General features: G+C 55.4%; 19 protein-coding genes. 6 read left to right on the top strand and 13 right to left on the bottom strand.

The annotated features are described in order from the left end of the window. The 9 genes from Q0G85_RS05785 to Q0G85_RS05745 all read right to left on the bottom strand — a co-directional run. Positions 1-1,549: FAD-dependent oxidoreductase (locus Q0G85_RS05785; RefSeq protein ID WP_297155614.1), on the bottom strand; the 1,549-nt coding region annotated here is incomplete at its 3' end. Positions 1,550-1,742: 193 nt separating this feature from the next. Beyond that, positions 1,743-2,234, bottom strand: coding sequence for an oxidoreductase (locus Q0G85_RS05780; protein WP_330033304.1), 492 nt, complete (start codon positions 2,232-2,234; stop codon positions 1,743-1,745). Positions 2,235-2,237: 3 nt separating this feature from the next. Beyond that, positions 2,238-4,607: a molybdopterin-dependent oxidoreductase gene (locus Q0G85_RS05775; RefSeq protein ID WP_297155612.1), complete on the bottom strand. Its 2,370-nt coding sequence runs from the start codon at positions 4,605-4,607 to the stop codon at positions 2,238-2,240. Positions 4,608-4,658: 51 nt separating this feature from the next. Further along, positions 4,659-4,979, bottom strand: a complete 321-nt coding sequence (locus Q0G85_RS05770) for a DUF1883 domain-containing protein (RefSeq protein ID WP_297155610.1) — start codon at positions 4,977-4,979, stop codon at positions 4,659-4,661. After that, complete coding sequence (locus tag Q0G85_RS05765; protein WP_297155609.1) at positions 4,972-5,679, bottom strand: molecular chaperone; 708 nt, start codon at positions 5,677-5,679, stop codon at positions 4,972-4,974. Before Q0G85_RS05765 ends, Q0G85_RS05770 begins: the two co-directional genes overlap by 8 nt. A gap of 71 nt (positions 5,680-5,750) precedes the next feature. Continuing rightward, the gene (locus Q0G85_RS05760; protein WP_297155607.1) at positions 5,751-6,098 is read right to left on the bottom strand and encodes a 4Fe-4S dicluster domain-containing protein; all 348 of its coding nucleotides are present in this window, start codon (positions 6,096-6,098) and stop codon (positions 5,751-5,753) included. Beyond that, a complete protein-coding gene (locus Q0G85_RS05755; RefSeq protein ID WP_297155604.1) occupies positions 6,099-8,438 on the bottom strand; it encodes a molybdopterin dinucleotide binding domain-containing protein in 2,340 nt (779 codons plus the stop codon). It abuts the gene before it with no gap. Positions 8,439-8,992: 554 nt separating this feature from the next. Next, complete coding sequence (locus Q0G85_RS05750; RefSeq protein ID WP_297155602.1) at positions 8,993-10,465, bottom strand: helix-turn-helix transcriptional regulator; 1,473 nt, start codon at positions 10,463-10,465, stop codon at positions 8,993-8,995. A gap of 315 nt (positions 10,466-10,780) precedes the next feature. Further along, positions 10,781-12,004, bottom strand: a complete 1,224-nt coding sequence (locus Q0G85_RS05745) for a CynX/NimT family MFS transporter (RefSeq protein ID WP_297155600.1) — start codon at positions 12,002-12,004, stop codon at positions 10,781-10,783. 231 nt (positions 12,005-12,235) lie between these two features. Here Q0G85_RS05745 and Q0G85_RS05740 point away from each other — a divergent pair, with 231 nt between their 5' ends. The 4 genes from Q0G85_RS05740 to Q0G85_RS05725 all read left to right on the top strand — a co-directional run bounded on the left by Q0G85_RS05740 (position 12,236) and on the right by Q0G85_RS05725 (position 15,642). Continuing rightward, positions 12,236-12,415, top strand: coding sequence for a hypothetical protein (locus Q0G85_RS05740; RefSeq protein ID WP_297155598.1), 180 nt, complete (start codon positions 12,236-12,238; stop codon positions 12,413-12,415). A 62-nt stretch (positions 12,416-12,477) separates the two neighbouring features. Continuing rightward, positions 12,478-12,909, top strand: a complete 432-nt coding sequence (locus Q0G85_RS05735) for a peptidylprolyl isomerase (RefSeq protein ID WP_297155596.1) — start codon at positions 12,478-12,480, stop codon at positions 12,907-12,909. A 77-nt stretch (positions 12,910-12,986) separates the two neighbouring features. Beyond that, entirely contained in the window at positions 12,987-15,278 is a 2,292-nt protein-coding gene (locus Q0G85_RS05730; RefSeq protein WP_297155594.1) for a molybdopterin-dependent oxidoreductase, read from the top strand. A 13-nt stretch (positions 15,279-15,291) separates the two neighbouring features. After that, entirely contained in the window at positions 15,292-15,642 is a 351-nt protein-coding gene (locus Q0G85_RS05725; RefSeq protein WP_297155592.1) for an oxidoreductase, read from the top strand. A gap of 575 nt (positions 15,643-16,217) precedes the next feature. Here the strand turns inward: Q0G85_RS05725 and Q0G85_RS05720 are convergent. Then, positions 16,218-16,517 (bottom strand): type II toxin-antitoxin system YafQ family toxin, encoded by a 300-nt coding sequence (locus tag Q0G85_RS05720; protein ID WP_297155590.1) that lies wholly within the window; start codon positions 16,515-16,517, stop codon positions 16,218-16,220. Then, complete coding sequence (locus tag Q0G85_RS05715) at positions 16,517-16,789, bottom strand: type II toxin-antitoxin system RelB/DinJ family antitoxin (RefSeq protein WP_297155588.1); 273 nt, start codon at positions 16,787-16,789, stop codon at positions 16,517-16,519. Before Q0G85_RS05715 ends, Q0G85_RS05720 begins: the two co-directional genes overlap by 1 nt. Before the next feature lie 215 nt (positions 16,790-17,004). On the opposite strand from Q0G85_RS05715, the gene Q0G85_RS05710 reads away from it, so the two are divergent. Then, positions 17,005-17,265, top strand: coding sequence for a hypothetical protein (locus Q0G85_RS05710; protein WP_297155585.1), 261 nt, complete (start codon positions 17,005-17,007; stop codon positions 17,263-17,265). 22 nt (positions 17,266-17,287) lie between these two features. Beyond that, positions 17,288-17,899: a YbjQ family protein gene (locus tag Q0G85_RS05705; protein WP_297155583.1), complete on the top strand. Its 612-nt coding sequence runs from the start codon at positions 17,288-17,290 to the stop codon at positions 17,897-17,899. A 135-nt stretch (positions 17,900-18,034) separates the two neighbouring features. Here the strand turns inward: Q0G85_RS05705 and Q0G85_RS05700 are convergent, their stop codons facing one another. After that, positions 18,035-18,460: a peptidylprolyl isomerase gene (locus Q0G85_RS05700; protein WP_297155581.1), complete on the bottom strand. Its 426-nt coding sequence runs from the start codon at positions 18,458-18,460 to the stop codon at positions 18,035-18,037. Positions 18,461-18,462: 2 nt separating this feature from the next. Next, on the bottom strand, positions 18,463-19,665 hold the full coding sequence (locus tag Q0G85_RS05695) for an MFS transporter (RefSeq protein WP_297155579.1): 1,203 nt from the start codon (positions 19,663-19,665) through the stop codon (positions 18,463-18,465). Between the last annotated feature and the right edge of the window lie 80 nt (positions 19,666-19,745).

The following is a 19,745-nucleotide window of genomic DNA, read 5'->3' as shown; positions in this document are numbered from 1 at the left end:
TGCGCTCGCCGTCTGCGGTGCCGACGCCGTGCTGCTCGATGCGCTTGAACGTCCAAACAACATTCTCGCGATCGAAGCCGGGAATCGAAACTTGAACGGGATCGGCACCCGTTGCAACAACTATCGCATCGGGGCTTTCCCGCATGACCACCTCGGGAGTTGCCTCAACACCAAGGCGAATGTCAGCACCGCAAGTTAGCGTGCTATTCACCATCCAATTGGTGTACTTCAACAGGTCTTCCTTAAAAGAAAGCTTGTTGATGTCGTTGAGAGTCCCGCCGAGCGACTCCTCTTTCTCGAAGAGAACGACGTCATGTCCACGCCTGACAGCAGTCTGGGCTGCCATCATGCCAGCCGGGCCTCCGCCAATGACAACGACCTTCTTCCTTTCAAGCGCAGGGCGAATCTCCCAATAGCGATGCCCGCGACCAAGCTGCGGGTTCACTGCGCACGAGATATGGTTCCCCCCTCCATCTGCGCACGAATAGCAGCGCAAACAGGGGCGCACGGTCTCTGGCTCGCCTCGATAGGACTTCTTGATCATCTCGGGATCGGCGAGCAGGGCGCGCGCCATATAGCAAGCATCAGCCGCGCCGCTTCCGATAATCTCCTCAGCCTCATCGATAGTGGTGATGCAACCGACAACGGTAACGGGAATCGTTACATCAGGACACGCTTTAACCGCCCGAGAAAGCGAAACGTTGAGACAGTGAGGCTGGTAATACGGGGGCATCGTGAAGAATTGGGCGCGCCAGTCGACGATAAGGCCAGCCGAGATGTTCACCATATCGATGTATTCCTGCGCCATCTTGATGAACTCGATGACCTCGTCGATCTTCATGCCGCTTTCGACCATTTCGTCTCCGCTTATGCGCATGTCCAAGAAGAAATCATCGCCGACCGCCTCCCTGACCGCCTTGAGAATCATCAGGGGAAACCGGCTTCGGTTCTCAAGAGATCCGCCATAGCAGTCGCTTCGGCGGTTGGTCAACGGGGAGAGAAACTGCCCGAGAAGATTGCCGTGCGCGGCATGGACGAGAACACCGTCGAACTGCGCGCGCTTCAAACGCTTGGCGCAATCGACGTAGCACGCTATCGTCTCCTCGATATCGTGCTGATCCATTTCTTTGATATAGGGATACTGCCCGGGGATGGGGAAATTCGACGGTGCTAGGGCCCACTTGCTCTTAATAAGCTCGGGATGAACGCCTCGACCCGCATGAACAAGTTCGATTGATATCTTTGCGCCGTGCCTATGTGCCGCATCAGCAAGAAGGACGAGCCCGTTGGTCTTATTGTCCTGAGTAACGTCCAGCTCGGCGGGATAGTCGGGAGCGGTATCCCAATTGACCGGCGTCGCGCCGACGTTGACAAGCGCCACACCGGTTCTCGCCTGCTCTTCGATAAAGTCGATATAGCCTTGGGTCGGCTGACCGATGCTGTCAGCATAATCGCAGACCATCGGCGAAAAGATAATACGGTTCCTAAGAGTTGTTCTGCCCAATGACAGAGATTTGTACACGTGCTCGTAATCATTGAAAGCGGGCATATGCTGCCTCCTTCAAATCGAGAATGCGATTGCGTTGCCACGCTTTGCTCCATCGCAAGCAATCACCTGCAGGAACATAAAAAGAGGCGCTACTTCACAGGCCATCCTCCGCACGAGGTTGACTCCATGTTTCGCGCCTCCCCTTAGCTGCGAGCATTGCCAGACTCACAGCCATCTTAAAACTGTATCGCGATTAGACGGCGTCCTCGCTGTACTCGCCAACCTTCGCGTCATGGCGATGCGCGCCGAACGTCGACGACCCCGTGCCCTCAACCTCGATATGAGCAGCCTTGCGGTGGTCAAGCTCGTTCTCGACGTGGACGAACTCGCCCTTTGCCTCACGAGGCATGAACTGGGGAACGATCAGCATCTGCTTGGGCTTATCCTCGAGCTTCTTCGCGAGCTCCTCAACAGGCCCATAGTAAAGAACGTTCGCGAGGCAATGGTGCACGCACAGCGGCTCCTTGCCCTTTCCCGTGCGCTCTGCGCACAGGTCGCACAGATCGGTCGGCAGCGGGAAGTAGTTGAAGTTGATGTTGTCGTCGTCGATGCGCCACGGCCCGTCGGCATGGACGGAGATGCCCGTCTTACCCACCGGGTAGCCATGCTCCTCTTTGCAAGAGACCTGGCAAGAGCCGCAGTTAGTGCAGTATTCGTAATCGATCAAAAGTCCGTAAGTCGTCATCTTCTACACCAGCTTTCCGAATTTCTCCCAGATGAGATTCATGTCCGTGTCGTACGACTCAGCGATGGGCTCAACATTGCAGCACATGCACTTGTTGGGCGCGCCGAAGCCGAGCTTGCCCATATGGCCATTGGGGCAAAGGTTGTTGATCTGCGAACGGAAGGTACCGTACAGATTGGGCTCGTCGCCGCTCTCCTCGGGGAACCACCATCCATGCTGGCCGTGGACGGTCTTCTCGTCCACCGCTTCGGTCACCTTCGCCTTCATGAGCGCTTCGCCGAACATGTTCCAAACACGCACCCATTGGCCGTCAGCGATATTGCGTTCCTGAGCCGTCACCGGGTTGATCTCGAGCAGCGGATCGGGGTTGAGCTCGCGCAGATAGGGAATCTGGCGACCCTCAGAGTGGAAGAACGCCGTGACGCGCGCACCCGTGGTGAGGACGAGCGGGTACTCTTCCTTAATCTCGGGATGCTCGTCGATCGGACTGAACTCAGGCTCGATGTAGTACGGCAGGGGATCGTCGCCGAACTGGTTGTAAGCGGTCGACCACAGCTCGACGCGGCCGGTCGGAGTTGCGAAGCCGGGCTGACCATCGGGACGCATGAGGCCCTTCTCGTACTTGTAGTACTCAATAGGAACCTGAGCGACGACGCACTGGGAAACACGGTCGAAGGTCTCGCCATGGTCCTCGACGCCAAGACGGAACGCCTCGACGAGCTCATGCTCGTTGGCCCACTTCGAGAAGCGCTCCGGATGCAGGTACTTGCCCAGACGGTAGGCGAGCTCCATGTCGGAGGGGAGGTTTCCGCAGTCGACAGCCTTGTGCATGAAGCCAGCCGTCACCGTGCAAGGAGCATAGTGGGTGAAGACCGTGCCCTCGCGCTCGGCAACCGTCGCGATGGGGAGGAACAGATCGCACGTGGCCTGAATCGACGCGTTCATGAACGTGTCGATGCCGATGCAGAACTCGAGCGCCCTGATAAGCGCGTCATGCCAGCGCTTCGGCTCCATCGCGCAGTTGGAAAGCGCGTTGTCGCCCATGTAGAAGCCCATGCGAATGGGATACGGCTTGTCGGTTTCCAAGCACTCGAGCATCAAGTCAACCTGCGAGTTGAGGATCATGTTGCAGTAAGCAGGATACTGATCGAGGCCGATCATCTTCTGGAAGACCTCGTCAGGGATGCACTCCTTGTACCCGAAACCAAGCTCGTTGTGGCCGGAATCGGAGCCGGGCATCAACTGACCGCCGGGACGATCGAGGTTGCCGGTAATCGCCTGCAAAGCGATGATGCACTGGCTGTTCTGCATGCCGTCGGTCTTCTGGTCGACAGCAAGGCCCCACATGATCGCTGCGGGCTTCGCCTTCGCGTACATGCGCGCTGCCGCGTAGATCTTCTCGACAGGAACCTGGCAAATCTCTGCAGCCTTCTCCGCCGGCATGGTCGCAACGCGCTCAGCCAGCTCGTTGAAGCCATAGCACCAGTACTCGACGAAGTCGTGGTCGTAAAGGTCTTCCTTGATGATGACGTCGAGCATTGCCATCGCAAGGGCGGTGTCCGTACCGGCACGCAGCTGGAGATGGATATCGGCGCGGGCAGAAAGCCAATTGATGCGCGGGTCAATCTGGATAAGACGGGTTCCGCGGCGCATCGCGTCGACAACGGCATGGCCGAAGAAGCCGTCAGGGTTCGACTCAAGAGGAGCCTTGCCCCACATGACGATGACCTCGGTCAGCTCGTAGCGCTCGTCGTCCCAGCGGCCCGGCAGAGCACCAGAGTAATCCCACTCGGAGTACGTCGTGCCCGTGATATAGGCCGCCGCCGCAAGGCGGGGAGTATAGCATGCGTAGCCCGACTGCATGTAGCAATAGTTCGGAGTGCCGAACACCATCGTCGGATACAGCGACATCGTGCCGCCCTCGCGGCCGGTGCCGGACATGCCGATGATCGATTCGGGACCATACTGCTCGCAGATGCGCTCGTAGTTCTCCTTGACGATTGCGAACGCCTCGTCCCAAGAGCACTCGACCCATGCATCTTCTTTGCCGCGGTCCGCGCGATCGCGCTTCATCGGCTTGATGATACGAGCAGGGCTGTACACGTAATCCTTAAGCGTGATGCACCTCGGGCAGAGACGGCCCTGGGTGACAGGATGGTTTTCGTCGCCCTCGACGTGAACGAGCTTGCCGTTCTCATCAACATAAAGCTTGAGGCCGCAGCCGACCGGATGGCATCCCGGAGGAGACCAGGGGCAGGTACGGGTAACGATCATGTTGTCGTCTTCATAGCGCCAAGGCTTGCCGATGTCGTTCACGTCGGAAAGACTATCCAGCTTTACGACGGGAGCTGTTTTGTAATCACTTAATTCCATGGTTCACTCTCCCTCTTTCTTTTTCAAGGCCAGTCATCTAGCCTTGCCTTCTTAGTTGTCCAACAATTCATCGTTCATTAGCCGAACGTTGAATTCCGCTATCCCCGAATAGGTCGAAGGGTCGATGACGACATGCCACTTCGAATCGCGGGGAAGCGGGAACCGATACGGCGATGAATGAAGACGCCCCGCAAAAGCAGCACAGCTTTCGCCGGCTTTGTACTTGCAGTAGTTCTCCTCATCCATAATCCGGACGTCGATCGAACGGGTGATGTTGATCACGACGCTTTTACCTGGGCCGCCGAAGCCGAGATCGTACTCGACCTCCTTGGCGCCCCATCCGCGGCCGTCTGGCCCCATACCGCTAGTCATCGCATCCCCCTTCCCTATCCAAAGATTCTTGCAGCGCCTCCTCATCGATTTCGAGCCACCCTTGCGTCATCTCGCAAAGGCCCAGGTAGAACGAGGTATCCGCATGTTTTTCAATCTCGTTGCGAAAGTCACCAATCCACGAAAGGAGATGGGACCGAAGAAAAGCGAGGCTGTCCCTGCGGGCCTTGGCCGCCGAAACCTCGTCCCCGTCTTGCACGGCGTCCCTCTCCAAACTTGCCAGGTACTGCAGAAATTCGAGTTCGCAGGCTATGTGATCTTCTGCAATGATCCTTGTCTTGGTCGGCATAAATGCGCGGGCTCTGTATGCACTCGAAACCTCCGAGCAGTGCTCCCCGCCAAGAACCTTGCTTCCCGTCCGGAAGAACGACTCATAGGGATATGCTGCACGGGCACGGGCGGCACCAGCACTATCGGGGTCGACGCCGTACCCAAGGAACACGAGGGAGAAGTCAATGGCCAAATCGGACTTTGCGCGGGCAACATCGGTAATCGAATTGAGAAACGAGCGCATCTTCCCATACCCGTTATCGAACATGGTGTTTCCCGTCTCATCCACGCAAGGACTGTCGATCATATCCTGAAGAAGGCCCTTGTCCGCTTCGAGCCGGAAAAGCCTCGATAGCATCCCGTAGTTCTCAATGCAATCCTCCAGCTGCCGCTTTCCGTCTGCATTCCCCATGACTCCCCCATTCCTCTGGCGGGCCAGCAATCGCAAGCCCGCCATGGTCATGTCCTCAGAAGCTTGCCGAACTAATACTTGTAGGGCTTCGGAACGAAGAGCACTTGGTTAGGCTTCTCTTCAAGTTCCTTAGCGAGCTCAGCAACGGTTCCGTACTGCATTACCCCAGCGAGGCAATGGTGCACACAGGTCGGCTGCTTGCCCTTCGCGGTTCGCTCCGCGCAAAGGTCGCAAAGGCGGGACGGGGTCGGAATCTTATTCCAGTTGAACTTGCCGTCCTCGCACTCCCATGGTCCATCGTCGAGAACGCGGATGCCCCACTGCCCCACGGGGATCTTGTGCTCTTCCTTGCAGGCGACCTCGCAAGACTGGCAGCCCGTGCAGAATTCGTAATCGATGAGCAATCCGTACGCCGCCATCTAGATCACCAGCTTTCCAAAACGATCCCAAACTTCCATCATGTCCGTGTCGTAATTCTCAGCAATCGGCTTCACGCTGCAGAGCAGGCACTTGAACGGTGCACCGAAGCCCAGCTTGCCGATGTACTTGTGTGGGACAAGCTCGTTGATGTTCGAGCGCCACACCTCGTACAGGCTCGGCTCTTCCGCGTCCTTCTCGGGGAACCAGAAGCCGTGCTGCGCATGGACGACGCCCGGCTTCACGATTTGACTGACCTTCGCCTTCAGCACAACCTTTCCGAACGGATTCTCGACTTCAACCCACTGGCCATCGGTGACACCGAACTTCAGCGCATCCTCGGGGTTGATTTCGATCAGCGGATCGGGGTTCATCTCGCGCAGATAGGGAATCTGTTTGCCCTCGGAGTGGAAGTAGCAGTACGTGCGCGCGCCCGTTGTGAGGACGAGCGGATACTTCTCAGCGATTTCGGGCGTCGATACAGGCGAGAGCTGGGGCTCCATGTAGTACGGAAGGGGATCCTCGCCGAACTGGCGGAACATTGTGGAGTACAGCTCGACGCGGCCCGTCGGCGTATTGAAGCCAGGCTGCCCGTCGGGACGAAGCTTGCCCGTCTCGTACTTCTTATAAGAAAGCGTCTCGATCTTCTGGTGGACGACTTCCTCGCGAAGCTCCTCGAAGGTCTGCTTGTTGTTGAGGCGATAGTAGTTGAGGAACTCATAGTAGTTCTCGAACTTATCGTAGTTGATAGGCATGCAACGCTTGCCGATCTCGTACATGATCTCGCAATCGCCCTTGCCTTCTCCAACCGTGATCGCCTTGTTGACGGCACCTGCCATGATGGGCGATGCGCCGTAATGCGTATAGACGACGGTGTCGTGCTCGACAGTGGTCGACAGGGGAAGGAACAGCTCGCAGCACGCCTGGATCGTCGGAGTCATCCACACGTCGATGCCGAAGCACCACTCAAGGTTCTTCACCATCGCGTCGTGCCAACGCTTCGGCTGAGCCGCGCACGTGCCTGCAAGGAAGTTCGTATCCTCGAAACCGCCCATCTTGAACGGATAGTACTGGGCATCGTCGCCCGCCTCGAGAGCATCGAGGACCATGTCGCATTGGGACGCGAGAACAAGACCGACGTAAGCCGGATATTCTTTGATGCCGAGAATCTTGCTCTGCAGCTCAGGCCCGAGGTTCTGCCAACCGAAGCCAAGCTCGAGGCCATCGTTGACATCGCCGATCAGCTGACCGCCGGGAACATCGATATTGCCCGTGATAGCTTCGAGAGCAAGGATGCAATGACCAGCCTGAACGCCGTTAGACTTCTGGTCGATAGCAAGGCCCCAAGCGATTTGGGCAGGCTTCGCGTTTGCGTACACGCGAGCAGCCTCGCGAATGAGATCGGCATCCACGCCGGTGATTTCAGCCGCCTTCTCGACGGGCATGTCCTTCACGCGCTCGGCGAGCTCGTCAAAGCCATACGTCCAACGCTCAACGAAGTCATGATCGTAGAGATCTTCGGAGATGATGACGTTCAGCATCGCCATACCGAGCGCCGCATCTGTACCAGGACGCAGGCGAAGGTGCCAATCGGCGCGCGTCGACACCCAGTTGACGCGAGGGTCGATGCTCATGAGCTTCGAACCGCGGCGCATCATGTCGATGGCGGCGTGACCGAACAGACCGTCGCCGTTCGACGGCAGCGGCTCTTTACCCCAAAAGACGATGAGCTCAGGAAGCTTGAACATGGGGTCGTCGTAGCGGCCGGGCAAGCCGCCTGCATAATCCATCTCGGGATACGTGGCGCCAAGGACATACGTGGTACCCGCAACGCGCGGAATATAGCAAGAATAACCCGACTGAGTGTAGCAATCGTTCGGGGTGCCGATCGCGGAATGAGCATACGCGGGAAGCATCGGGCCGCCCTCGCGACCGGTTCCGCCCATGATAAGGATAGATTCCGCACCGTAGGTCTTCTTGTAATAGTCAACCTTCTCGGCAAGCAGATCAAAGGCTTCATCCCACGTGATGCGCTCCCATTTGTTCTTGCCACGATCTTCGCGAGCACGCTTCATCGGATAGAGCACTCGATCGGGGTTGTAAACGAAGTCGCGCATAGTCAGGCAACGCACGCAAAGTCGACCGTTCGTGATGGGATGGTTCTCATCACCTTCGATTTTCACCAATTCGCCAGCATCATTCACATAGGTCTTGATGCCGCAACCAGTAGGATGGCATCCGGGAGGCGACCATGCGCATCCACGGGTGACGGTCAATCCGTCTTCTTCGAAGCGCCACGGCTTGCCCAGATCGGCAGTGCCTTGACCTTTGAAAATCTTCATGCCCTCTCCTCTTTCTTGTCTTCGGCTTTCGCCATTTCGCTCCGCTTCGCCTTTCAGCAAGTTCGAAGCTCCCCTCAAGCAAAGTGAGCGACCGTTGATTGCGTAAGACTCCTTTCTGGGGCTTCGCACGCTGCCTTTCGCAATCCGAGCCACGCAAAACCAAGATTGCTGTGCGAGAAAGACCGCGCTCGTAGGTCGGAAGAAGGCTCCCTCCAAGCCTCCAACACGCACATTTCGACGGGAACATAACGTCTACCGAGAAAGTACGCTTCAAAGGCGGTGGCGAGGAATCGTACGCAAGTGAGGAAATCGCTCTAAACCGCGAAATACCCTCATACTTTATGTCCGAGACGAGGAAGTTCGATGGTTTCATATGAATGTTTTCCCAGGTCAGAACCTCATAATTCAGAGTATCAGCAAGCGAGCCAAAGAGTCCCGATGCTTTCGCCCAGCCAGATTACGACAAGCGGTCTAGAAGGGTTCTCGCACAAACAGAAAGGCCCTCCGCAACAAAGCGAAGGGCCCGAGAAGCGTCGAGATGCAATGAACGCTATCTACTCATCTTCGGTCAATTCAATGTCCTCGATGAAATCGTAGAGGTCTTGTCGGGAGTGAATCCCAAACTTCCGATAGATATTGTAGATATGGGTCTTGGCTGTGGACTGAGAGATATAGAACTGGTCCATGATGTACTTCGCATCGCGCCCTTTCAGGAGAATGCGCAAAACCTCTCTTTCGCGTGGGGAGAGCTTGTATCGTTCGCATGCCGCCTCGATCTTGCGCTGCCACACAAGCTTGCGCTTTCCCTCCTGCTCGATTTGCACGCTCGTTTCCTCGTCCTCGCTCTCTTCGATGACGGGCTCGAACGGGTAAATCTGATAGTTCACGGAAATCTGCATCCACGAGCAGAACACGACGACAACGACAATCGACCCATACAGAGCAATCTGCGGATCGACATAACTGCCGGCAAGGGCTCCCAGCACGCAAACCGCGGCGCCAATGGCGATTCCACCAAAAAAGGTAGCTCCGTGCTTTCCGAAAAGCCAAATCGGAGAAATCATATCGAATCGGGTCGTCTCGACGACAGCGTTCACAAGGACGATGATGTTAAGGCAGACAAAGCAAGTATAGAGGCAGATAAGACCAAGGCAAACCGCTTCAGGGACAACGGGGAAGGGAAGAAGCAGCAACACAGCCGAGAATGCCATGCTTTTCTTCAGCCACTCCTTGTACACCCTCTCGTCAAGTTGCCGCGTGAGCAAGGACAAAAAACCGGCGACGCCAATCGAAATGCCAATCGCCAACGTGATTATTTCTTTCGGATAATCAAGCGAAAACGCAATGAGAACTGCAGAGAGCATGAACCCGATCAGCAGAAGCGTATGGTTGTTTCCTTTAAGCTTTATGCTCCGACGCTTCGAATCTTCCGCTGAGACGAAGTCGGCATAAGGATGATTCTTCTTAGTGAAAGCCACCGAGACAATTGTCGACACCACGCACAGCGTTCCGAGAAGCGCCGAAGAAAGCAAGAACTCCGCCTGCGAAGCCACGAGCATCATGATGCCGACATAGATGAAAATCGAATCAACGACGAACATGAGCGCATTTCTCGCCAGCGAGGCAAGATACCTTCCATATAAAAAGGAAGCGGCAACTGTTCCTAGGGAAGCAAGCGCAACCGACAAGTACGGCAGTCGAAGAATCAGGCATGCAGCAGCGCCGAGGAAGCTCACCATGTACGACACGAGGATTATCTTTCTGCCAACTGCTCGCTGGAACGCATCGGTGAGCTTTAAACCGACGAAAAGCAGCAGACATGTTAATGCCGCCACGCACATCGCAACGATATTGCTCTCAATCGCAGATGGTGCATGAACGAACACCATGATCAAAACGAGCACTGCATTTCCCATTGAAAGGCCGAAGCCTAAAATCCCATCGACAAGAACCGTCTCGAAGTCTGCTTCGGCTGCACCGATCGGCTTCTCCTTGATTTCATGCTCATCGACAATCTCGTCTCTCATGATTTCCCCCCTGCCCCCTAGCGATAATTCTCCACTCCAAACAATTCACCTCGCGTCGGCGATGAGTACGACCCTTCATCGACGCCGGTATGAGAGCGCTCCTTTCCCTCTCAAATGCTATCCCCAACTCGACTTTACGCCCGCAAAGAGCTCGAAAACCATCGTACGAGTAGTATGAGGGTCATATTCTCTCTGATGAAATCTCTCATACTTTTCGCAAAATCGCACCGAGGCGGCATTCTTCGCAAAAAACAAAACCAGCCGCACGAGAACATGCGGCCGGCGGGGGAAAAGAAAAGCGAGTATATATTTCAGTTACCTCAAGCGGCAAAGCAGCAGCGAGACCGTGCCAACAAGACCCATAACCATGAGAACCATTCCGGCAAACATCCAATTCTCAAGCGTTGGGCCAAGGAGAATCTGCACCAAGAACGTGCCGAGGAACTGCCCGAGCCCTTGAACGAGAACCATCACGCCCATGCCGATGGAGGCCAGCTCGGGACGAGGCAGCAGTTTGGTATAGCCCGACAGGAACATCCCAACGCCGCCCATTCCCACCAGGCCCATGATGGCGACCGCCACCCAAAGCAAGGCCTCCGTTTGCGTATAGAGAACGAACGTGCACGGGCCCATAACGAGCATCGCGGCGACGAGAAGGGGCTTGCAGCGGCCGATCTTGTCGGATATCACCCCGAACAGCGGGGAGGATATTACGGACAGAAGCATAGGAGCCGTACTGATAAGTCCCGAGAGCGTCGGATCGAACCCCTGCATCTGCAGAATAGTCGGAACGAATGCAAGGATAGCCAAAAGACAGATATTGAAGATGGCGAAGCCAACAAAGAAGAGGGCAATATCCTTGGTAACAATCTCTCGGTATCGAGGCTTTTCGACAAGAGAGCTGCCGCTTTCCAACACTTCAGGCTCCCGCTCCTGCCCATCCTTCGGAACGCGAATCATCACTGCAACCAAGATCGCCGCACATGCCGAAATCGCAGCGAACAGAATCCAAAGACCGCTGAAACCCACCGCCTCGAAAACCGTTGGCGTCATCACCGCAGCAATGGTCGAGCCCAGGCAACCCCAGATTCCCCAAATGCCCATCGACGTGCCGATTTTTTCGGGCTTCACGCATTTCTGCACGACAATAGGACCGCAGGTCGTCAACACCGTAAGCGCAATACCCTCGACAGCACGGGAGAAAATGAGGATCGCGCTCGAGCCCGATGCGACGCCTATAAGCGACCCGACAACGGCGATTCCGCACGCAACGATCATCATCCGTTTGGCGCCGAATTTCTGAGCAAGCCACCCCGCAGGCAACGCCACAAAGATGCTCATGAGCGTGAAAATCGACATAAGCCAAGAAGCAGCCTTCGCGTCCATCGCGAATAGTGCCATCAACTCAGTGAGAATCGTTGGCACCTTATATTGAATCATCGCAACGGAGATTCCAGCTATAAGGAGCACAACTCCTATCAAAATTGGATTTTGGTACGACCTTGATTCTTCTCGGTTCGCATTTTCGCCTGGCTGCATCGCACTCCCCTCTCTTAGCGTGATTTCACTATAGGAAAAGCGAGATGAGGCGAGCCATCGCTCGTGAAGACCGATATTCCCTCGTCCAACTCATACCTCATATACGATGGGCGCAGGGCTGAGTTGAGACTACTATCGAATCAGCCGGTGAAGGGACCCAAGGGCAAAACCTTCGGGATGCCGGCAAGGGAAATAGTCGTTCCCGAACCTAGCACACACAAGGAGGACGCTATGGCAGACGAGATTAAAGCCCCCGAGGAAAAAGCCACGACGGAGAAAGCTGACGAGATCAAAGCCCCCGTAAGCGAAATCTGCGGAAACGCGGAAGAGCTTGCCGCTTCGCTCGTCGACGACGACAGCGAGGTTAAACCGGTTGAGGGATTTTTCCTCACCTCGCAACGTTGGCACTAAAGACCGCATTGCTGGAAACGGACCCAAAGAGGTCCGTTTCCTTCTAAAGGAGGAGGAACACCATGGCTCAAAAGGGACAAATTGCGCGCTTCCTTTATAAGGGCAGCTTTCCTGATGGGGAGGTCTTCGACGACTGCAACGGGGAACCGTATGAGATCGTGCTGGGAAGGCATCAGGTAATGAGAGCTCTCGACGATGCCCTTCTCGATATGAATCCCGGCGAAGAGCGAACGATCAAGCTTCCCGCCAAGGAGGCGTACGGCGAATACAACGAGGATGCCGTGCAAAAGTTTCCTGCATACAAAGTCCCGAACGGGGAGAACCTTCCCGTCGGAGAAACGATCGGATGGACATCCCCTCGGAATGTCGAACCGATTCCAGCAAAGGTCGTGAGCATCGAGAATCAAATCGTGACGCTTGATTTCAACCATCCGCTCGCTGGAAAAGACATCGTGTATTGGGTCAATCTTCTTGAGGTCCGCGACCGAGATTAACCCATGAAAGAAATTCGGGGATGAACCGCAACCCGAATTGCCATTTTGCTGTTCAGACGAGAGGATCGGAGAACAAAATGACAGCAAGACCAAAAATCGACAGTGGAATCGAAGGGTTCGCCAACGACCTAGGCAAGCCGTGGCAATGGGAAGAGGATGGATACACCGTCACCCGCGGGTGCGCTTGGTCGGCGCCTGGATGTCACCCCGTTGGATGCGGAGTCAAATTCTACGTGAATAAAGACGGCATCCTCGAAAAGGTTGAAGGCGACGAGAACCAGCCCATCACGCAAGGCCGCCTTTGCGTGCGCTGCCTGACGCTGCCTGACTTCACCTATCATCCCGACCGCGTCATCTACCCGATGAAGCGCGCGAAGGAAAACCGCGGAAAGAACAAGTGGGAACGCACCACATGGGAAGATGCCTACAACATCATCGAGGAGAATATCAGCCGAATCAAGAAGGAGCACGGTCCTGAGTCCATCGTCGTGTTCGGCGGAACCGGCCGAGAAGGCGGACCTATGTGCGGACCTTACGGCATGGCGATGATCGGCACCCCCAATGCCTGCTATACCCAGTCGGGCTATGCATGCTATATCCCACGCGTCGCGGCTGCAACCTACGTTGCCGGCGTCACGTATCCCGAGATGGATTATGCAGGCGGCTTGGCAGGGCGCTACGAAGATCCCGCCTATAAAGTTCCCGAGGTTATGGTTGCGTGGGGCAAAGAGCCCTTGCCGTCGAACGGTGACGGATTCTTCGGGCACTCCGTAATCGACTGCATGAAGCGCGGAAGCAAGCTCATCTCTATCGACCCGAGAACCAATTGGCTTGCAACACGCGCAACGTACCACCTTGCCCTTCGCCCCGGCACCGACGCGGCGCTCGGCATGGCGATGCTCAACATCATCATCCAGGAAGACTTGTACGACCACGACTTCGTCGATCGTTTCTGCTACGGCTTCGAACAGCTGGCGGAGCGAGTCGCCACCATGCCTGCCGAGAAAGCAGCGGAAATCTGCGGAATCGATGTCGAGGACATCTATGGCGCAACACGCATGTATGCGAACGCGAGCAATGCCGCAATCCTTTGGGGCCTTGCGATCGACCAGAAGGCCAACGGAGCCCAGGCAGGACACTGCATCCTGTCCCTTGAGGCCATCACTGGAAACATGGACATTCCCGGCGGCCAGCTTCTTGGAGACGTAAACGACTCCCTCGGCGACCTCGGCTTCGGCTGGAAGGAGCTCGGAGCAGAGCTGCAAAACAAGATCATCGGCCTTAAGGAATACCCCGCCTATGTCGGTATGGTGCTGAACTCGCACGCAGACCTGACGCTTGAAGCCATGGAGACGGGCGTGCCGTACGAAATCCACGGCGGCTTCATCGCCTCAACGAACCTCCTTGCAGGCACGTGTGCCGCGCAACCGAAGCGCTGGCACGATGCGATGCAGAAGCTCGACTTCGTCTTTGCGGCCGATTGCTGGATTACGCCAACAGTCCAGTGCTGCGCCGACGTCATTCTCCCCATCGCCTCGTTCGCAGAGCGCCAGTCCATGGTCGGAACCCATTACGGCGCCTCGCCGAACATGCTCGGCTCCGTGGTTGACGCGGTTAAAGTTGGCGAAACGAAGGGCGACCTTGAGATTCAATATGAGCTCGGTACCCGACTTAACCCTAGCACCTATACGCGTTTCGCCAACTTCGAGGAGTTCAGGGCCGAGTTCCGCATGGGCAACTGCGGCATGACCTACGATGAGCTCAAAGAGAAGGTCGTTTTCCAGCGCGAGGTCAACTACCGCAAGTACGAGACCGGACGCCTGCGCCCCGACGGACAGCCTGGCTTCAACACGCCGACGGGCCGCATCGAGCTGTATTCCACGATGTTCCGCCAGTTCGGCGAAGATCCGCTGCCTTATTACGAAGAGCCGCAGCAGTCACCCGTGTCGACACCGGAGCTTATGGATGAGTACCCGTTCGTTCTCACCACGGGCGCGCGCACTTACGCCTACTTCCATTCCGAGGGCAAGCAGATTCCCCTGCTTCGCGAGCTCAATCCCGATCCGCTGCTCGAGATTCACCCGAAGGATGCCGCCAAGCTCGGCATCGCCGATGGCGAGTGGGTCAACGTTGAGAACCAGTTTGGCAAATGCGAGCTGAAGGCCAGGGTTGTTCCTGTCGTGAAGCCGGGCGTCGTCCATGCGCAGCACGGCTTCTGGTTCCCCGAAGAAGATGGGGAGGAGCCGCACCTGTTCGGCGTGTGGCGCTCCAACATCAATGAGCTTGTCCCGCACAAAAATGTCGGCAAGCTTGGCTTTGGTGCGCCGTTCAAGTGCCTTATCTGCAAAGTTGAAAAGATCGCGAAGTAAGGAGCGCCGAGATATGAGAAACGGACTTCTGATTGACTACGAGTTCTGCACCGGATGCCAGTCCTGCGAGATCGCCTGCAAGCAAGAGCACGGGTTCGGCACCGGAAAATGGGGCATCCGCGTGCTTGATGAGGGACCTTGGGAAATTGACGAGAAGACGGTCAATTGGAATAAGATCCCGACCCCGACTTCCCTGTGCGATCTCTGTGCAGAGCGAGCGGCGGGAGGAAAGCTGCCGACATGCGTGCATCATTGCCTCGCCGGCGTCATGAAGTACGGGCCTATCGACCAGCTCGTCGAAGAGCTTGACAAGAAGCCCAACCAGGTGCTCTTCGTCCCCGGACCATATACCTGCAAGGCATAGCACGAGCATAGCTCCCCTCATATCGCCTGGGAAAGTATCCCCCTTCGTGCACCAGGCGACACTCCACAAGGGCCCGGAGTATTGATTGCCCCGGGCCGTTTCATGAGCAGCTAGCAAGCTTCAGCTTCGCCAAACAGTACTACAGCCACAACGCCTAAACCGAGATGCTGCGCTAGCCAGATATAGCGAGCAAAACAAGCGTAATCTCTGAGACGGGGGTCGGGCGATTTGTCTCGCGCTCTCCCACTTCCTGGATGAGCACAAATCTCAGGGAGACCTGCCAGAAATCGAATGGTTTTCATCAACGGGAGGCCCCTAGAGAGGGTCATCTGCCCTTCGAGGGAGACGGCCACGGGGAACGCAAAACATAAGGCCAGGTCAATGAAGCCTGATCGCGTGCCGCCTTCCCTTCCCTCCCGCGCGCACCGCCCAAGTTGATGAAAACCGCCCAAATACTGGCAGGTCCCCCCCCCTTGAAAATGCGCTCCGCAAAGCAGGACCATTCCCCAGCTGGCTCAGCTGGGGAATGGTCCTGCGCAGAAAAGGCCCGCGGTCCGAAATAAAGCCGCCAAGGCTCATCTAAACAGTTCGTCGTGGCTACCGGTGCGCTCGAAAAAGGCGACGCTGTCATTTGACGACCAGATAACAAGCCAGTCGCCCGAGTTTGCGACATGGCATTCGCTTCTGCCTGCCCAACTGCCCGAAAGCCGGTGCATATTGTGCCGGTGCTTAAGAGCCTCAATGGACTCGGGCGAGTTCTCAAGAATAAGATCGATGATGTTCTGAAGCTCGGCGAGATTCCAATTGCGGCGACGAGCCTTCTTTTTGAGGTCGCGCGAGAACGCGGCGGAGAATTCCGCCGTTAACCTCCCCATCAGCGCATCGCCGCTGCGATAAGATCCGCGCCGTTATCGTAGCGGCCCTCTTTGCCGGAAGAGAGGAAGGCATCGCCCTCGCGAATCGCCTCAAGGCTTTCGGCATTTGGCTCTTCAGGGGCGAAGGTGAGGGGGATGCGGCGAGTGTTCACCATCTGCTTGTAAAACGCGCGCGTTACGGAAGACAGGTCGAGACCGTAATAATCGGCCACCTCGGAGGCTTCTCGTTTCAAATCCTCGTCGATGCGAATGGTCAAAGTCGAGCTTGCCATAAGCGCTCCAATCAACTTTCCGTATGTACAACTATATTGTAATGCACGAACACTTTATAGTTCAAGAACCGACGAATCACGTGTTAAGAACGAGTTTTTCAGAGCACTTTGCCCCTTCAAACGCCGATCGCTGCGCTCTTCGCTTGTGATACATTATCTCTAGCCTGATACGATGCTCGTCACTACTAGGTCAATTACCCACGAGAGGGATCATAATGAAGCTAATCACTTGCGAAAGATGCGGCGGAAACGAGTTCGACTACACGGGAAAGACCGCCATATGCCGCTACTGTGGGTCAAAATATGCTCTCGAGAAAGATGACATGGCAAGACAAGCTAGCACTCACATCGCTTTAGATGATGACGTGGCCAGACTGCTCGCCAAGTGCGAAGCGGAGCCCGCGCGCGCCCGCAAATACGCCAACCTGGTGCTTGACATCGACCCCAGCAATACACAAGCGCTGAAGTACCTCTAACACTGAGACAAAGGAGATCAGCATGAAGCTAAGTCAAATTGCATGGCGTTATCATGTGCCCGAGGGAGACCTGAAGGAGTTCGTGAAGAGGAACGACATATCGTACAAAGGATTCTTGGACATCGACATCGATGATGATTACGATTTCGACGATTTGATAAGGGTATTCAAGGAAGACTGTGCCGAGCGCGAAGAGTTGAGGAAAGCGAAAGAGAGAGCGGCGGCAGAGAAGAAGCAGGCGGAAGAGCGAGAAAATGCTGAGAAGAATGCCGCCATGGCTCAGATGCTCATTACCTCCGGGTTCAGCTTCGACGGATACCGAATTACGAAATACTCTGGGTATATCTCAGGCGACGATGTAATCGAAATCCCCCGTGGGCGCGAGGGCATCTTCGCAACTGCCACGAACGTCGGCGATGCCTTAAGCGCATCCCTCGTAAAGATACGCCGCCAAGCGTTGAAAGAGCTCAAGGAGGCAGCTTACGATCTTGGTTGCAATGCCGTCATCGGCGTAGACTTCGACTACATAACGCTGGAGCCCGAAACGGTCAACGCCAGCGGTGGAACGCTTTATCTCCCCTACGTCTTCTGTGTTACCGCAAACGGAAACGCCGTGATCATCGAAAAGGAGTGACGGGCAACCGCAGCAAGACAATGGGCCGAAATGCGAGTCGTGCATTCGCTTGGCACACTCCAAAAAAGCGGGGCCATGCCGTACAGCGAGAATAACGGCATGGCCCCGCTAAGAGCGCAATGAAAAAATCGCCTGCTACCCTCTCACATCAAGTAGCTCGATTTCGAAAGTGAGGTCTTCTCCGGCAAGAGGGTGATTAAAATCAATCGTCGCCATACCTTCGTCAATCGAAGTAACCCGCGCCGGGAACTTTAGCCCCTCTTCAGTGACAAAGTAGAATAGCTTACCAACTTCAATATCTTTTGCATTGGGGATAGCATACATGGGACCATGTTCAACCCGCTCAGCGCTATACTCCCCAAAAGCATCTTTGCAGGGAATCGTTATAGTCGAGCACTCGCCAATTTCCATATTCCGAACAGCGTTATCGAATCCATGAATCACACTGCCTGACCCTAGCTGAAATTCTAGAGGATCAAGCCCCTCTGTGCTGTCGAAGACAGAGCCGTCAGAGAGCGTTCCAACATACCGGACAACGGCCGTGCTACCATAATTCCACATAGCTATTCACTCCTCTTTTTTCTCGCCACGGCATTAACGATGAATGCAAATACCGCCATCGCAATAGCGCTGACGAGGAACACAAGCTCGTAGTCGCCAGTTCCCGAGAATGAAGCTACAGCCTGGACATACGGGCTAGAGACAAAGCCGCCCAGATTCATCGCCACAGCGGTATATGCCAGTGCCGCCGAAGCAACAGCCTGCGTACAGCTAATGCTTACATGATGCGGCGCCCCCACAGTAATCGCCATATGACCTGCTGCCAAAATCACGACCGCAATGATTACTAGCGGCAACGATTCCAAAAAACCAATCCCTACAAAAATGAGGAGCATGCCAAGCGCGCACATGAGGCAGGCCAGAGGCAGCACCTTAAACCGAAGGTGCTTGAAAAGAAAGCCAAACCCAGCTGAGACGAATATCCCAACCAGAGTAAACAACGAGAGCAACTGACCACCAACGACACCATTGGTAATACCATGATCGATAAGAGCGCTAATGAATACGGTAAAAAACGGATAATCGAAAACCATCGCGATGAAAATTACCGACATGTAAAACCAAGCAAGGGGCGTAATCTTGGTTTTTTCCGCCTTTTCTTCTTGAGGGATTTCCGAAAGGGGCTCTTTGTAAAAGACTAGGACGAAAACGAGAACAACTAAACCAATCAAGTACAGCCAAAAAGCAGTATTCCACCCAATACCAACGCATATTCCGCCAACCGATGAGGCAAAGACTGCGCCAACGTTAAAAGAAACATTGCCTATCCCATAAGCCGTCGCACGCCTATCTTCGTCACGGAAGACATTTGCAACAAAGGCGAATATTACAGGCTGCAGAAAGCCCAAGAATAATCCGAACACAGCACGATCCGCCATAAGAATCTCGAATGGCACCGTTTCGGGAGAGAAGAAAACGGGTAAGACACCAAATACAGCCATTCCCGTCACAGCAATGGATAAAAGCACCTTTCGACTAACGTACTTTCCAGCAATAACTCCGCATACGAGCGCTGAGACGATCTGCGTAAGCGAGACGATGGTGGAAAGATACGATGCCGTGCCAGCATCAACGCCATACCGTTCGCCAATTGCCGACAGGCTTGGCGAGATATAGCCCATATCGGGTATAACGAAATACACTGCGAGGATCACGGCGTACACCCCAAACGTCGCTCCATCGCGAGTTTTTAGTTCAGTCCCCATGGAAATCCCCTTTTCCCCGGACGATTGTAGTTTCAAAAAACTGAATGCACTGCTAGTTCGCGGAATACGAGAAAGCGCAT

Source organism: uncultured Ellagibacter sp., assembly GCF_934617235.1.
Lineage (GTDB): Bacteria > Actinomycetota > Coriobacteriia > Coriobacteriales > Eggerthellaceae > Ellagibacter.
This window is presented reverse-complemented; position numbering and strand designations above follow the sequence as displayed.

Excerpts from the sequence above, each read along its gene's own strand:
- Q0G85_RS05720 (WP_297155590.1), bottom strand. The coding sequence starts at position 16,517 with ATGGGGAGGTTAACGGCGGAATTCTCCGCCGCGTTCTCGCGCGACCTC.
- Q0G85_RS05705 (WP_297155583.1), top strand. The coding sequence starts at position 17,288 with ATGAAGCTAAGTCAAATTGCATGGCGTTATCATGTGCCCGAGGGAGAC.
- Q0G85_RS05735 (WP_297155596.1), top strand. The coding sequence starts at position 12,478 with ATGGCTCAAAAGGGACAAATTGCGCGCTTCCTTTATAAGGGCAGCTTT.
- Q0G85_RS05780 (WP_330033304.1), bottom strand. The coding sequence starts at position 2,234 with ATGACGACTTACGGACTTTTGATCGATTACGAATACTGCACTAACTGC.
- Q0G85_RS05775 (WP_297155612.1), bottom strand. The coding sequence starts at position 4,607 with ATGGAATTAAGTGATTACAAAACAGCTCCCGTCGTAAAGCTGGATAGT.
- Q0G85_RS05765 (WP_297155609.1), bottom strand. The coding sequence starts at position 5,679 with ATGGGGAATGCAGACGGAAAGCGGCAGCTGGAGGATTGCATTGAGAAC.
- Q0G85_RS05730 (WP_297155594.1), top strand. The coding sequence starts at position 12,987 with ATGACAGCAAGACCAAAAATCGACAGTGGAATCGAAGGGTTCGCCAAC.
- Q0G85_RS05745 (WP_297155600.1), bottom strand. The coding sequence starts at position 12,004 with ATGCAGCCAGGCGAAAATGCGAACCGAGAAGAATCAAGGTCGTACCAA.
- Q0G85_RS05740 (WP_297155598.1), top strand. The coding sequence starts at position 12,236 with ATGGCAGACGAGATTAAAGCCCCCGAGGAAAAAGCCACGACGGAGAAA.
- Q0G85_RS05725 (WP_297155592.1), top strand. The coding sequence starts at position 15,292 with ATGAGAAACGGACTTCTGATTGACTACGAGTTCTGCACCGGATGCCAG.
- Q0G85_RS05695 (WP_297155579.1), bottom strand. The coding sequence starts at position 19,665 with ATGGGGACTGAACTAAAAACTCGCGATGGAGCGACGTTTGGGGTGTAC.
- Q0G85_RS05700 (WP_297155581.1), bottom strand. The coding sequence starts at position 18,460 with ATGTGGAATTATGGTAGCACGGCCGTTGTCCGGTATGTTGGAACGCTC.
- Q0G85_RS05760 (WP_297155607.1), bottom strand. The coding sequence starts at position 6,098 with ATGGCGGCGTACGGATTGCTCATCGATTACGAATTCTGCACGGGCTGC.
- Q0G85_RS05770 (WP_297155610.1), bottom strand. The coding sequence starts at position 4,979 with ATGACTAGCGGTATGGGGCCAGACGGCCGCGGATGGGGCGCCAAGGAG.
- Q0G85_RS05710 (WP_297155585.1), top strand. The coding sequence starts at position 17,005 with ATGAAGCTAATCACTTGCGAAAGATGCGGCGGAAACGAGTTCGACTAC.
- Q0G85_RS05755 (WP_297155604.1), bottom strand. The coding sequence starts at position 8,438 with ATGAAGATTTTCAAAGGTCAAGGCACTGCCGATCTGGGCAAGCCGTGG.
- Q0G85_RS05715 (WP_297155588.1), bottom strand. The coding sequence starts at position 16,789 with ATGGCAAGCTCGACTTTGACCATTCGCATCGACGAGGATTTGAAACGA.
- Q0G85_RS05750 (WP_297155602.1), bottom strand. The coding sequence starts at position 10,465 with ATGAGAGACGAGATTGTCGATGAGCATGAAATCAAGGAGAAGCCGATC.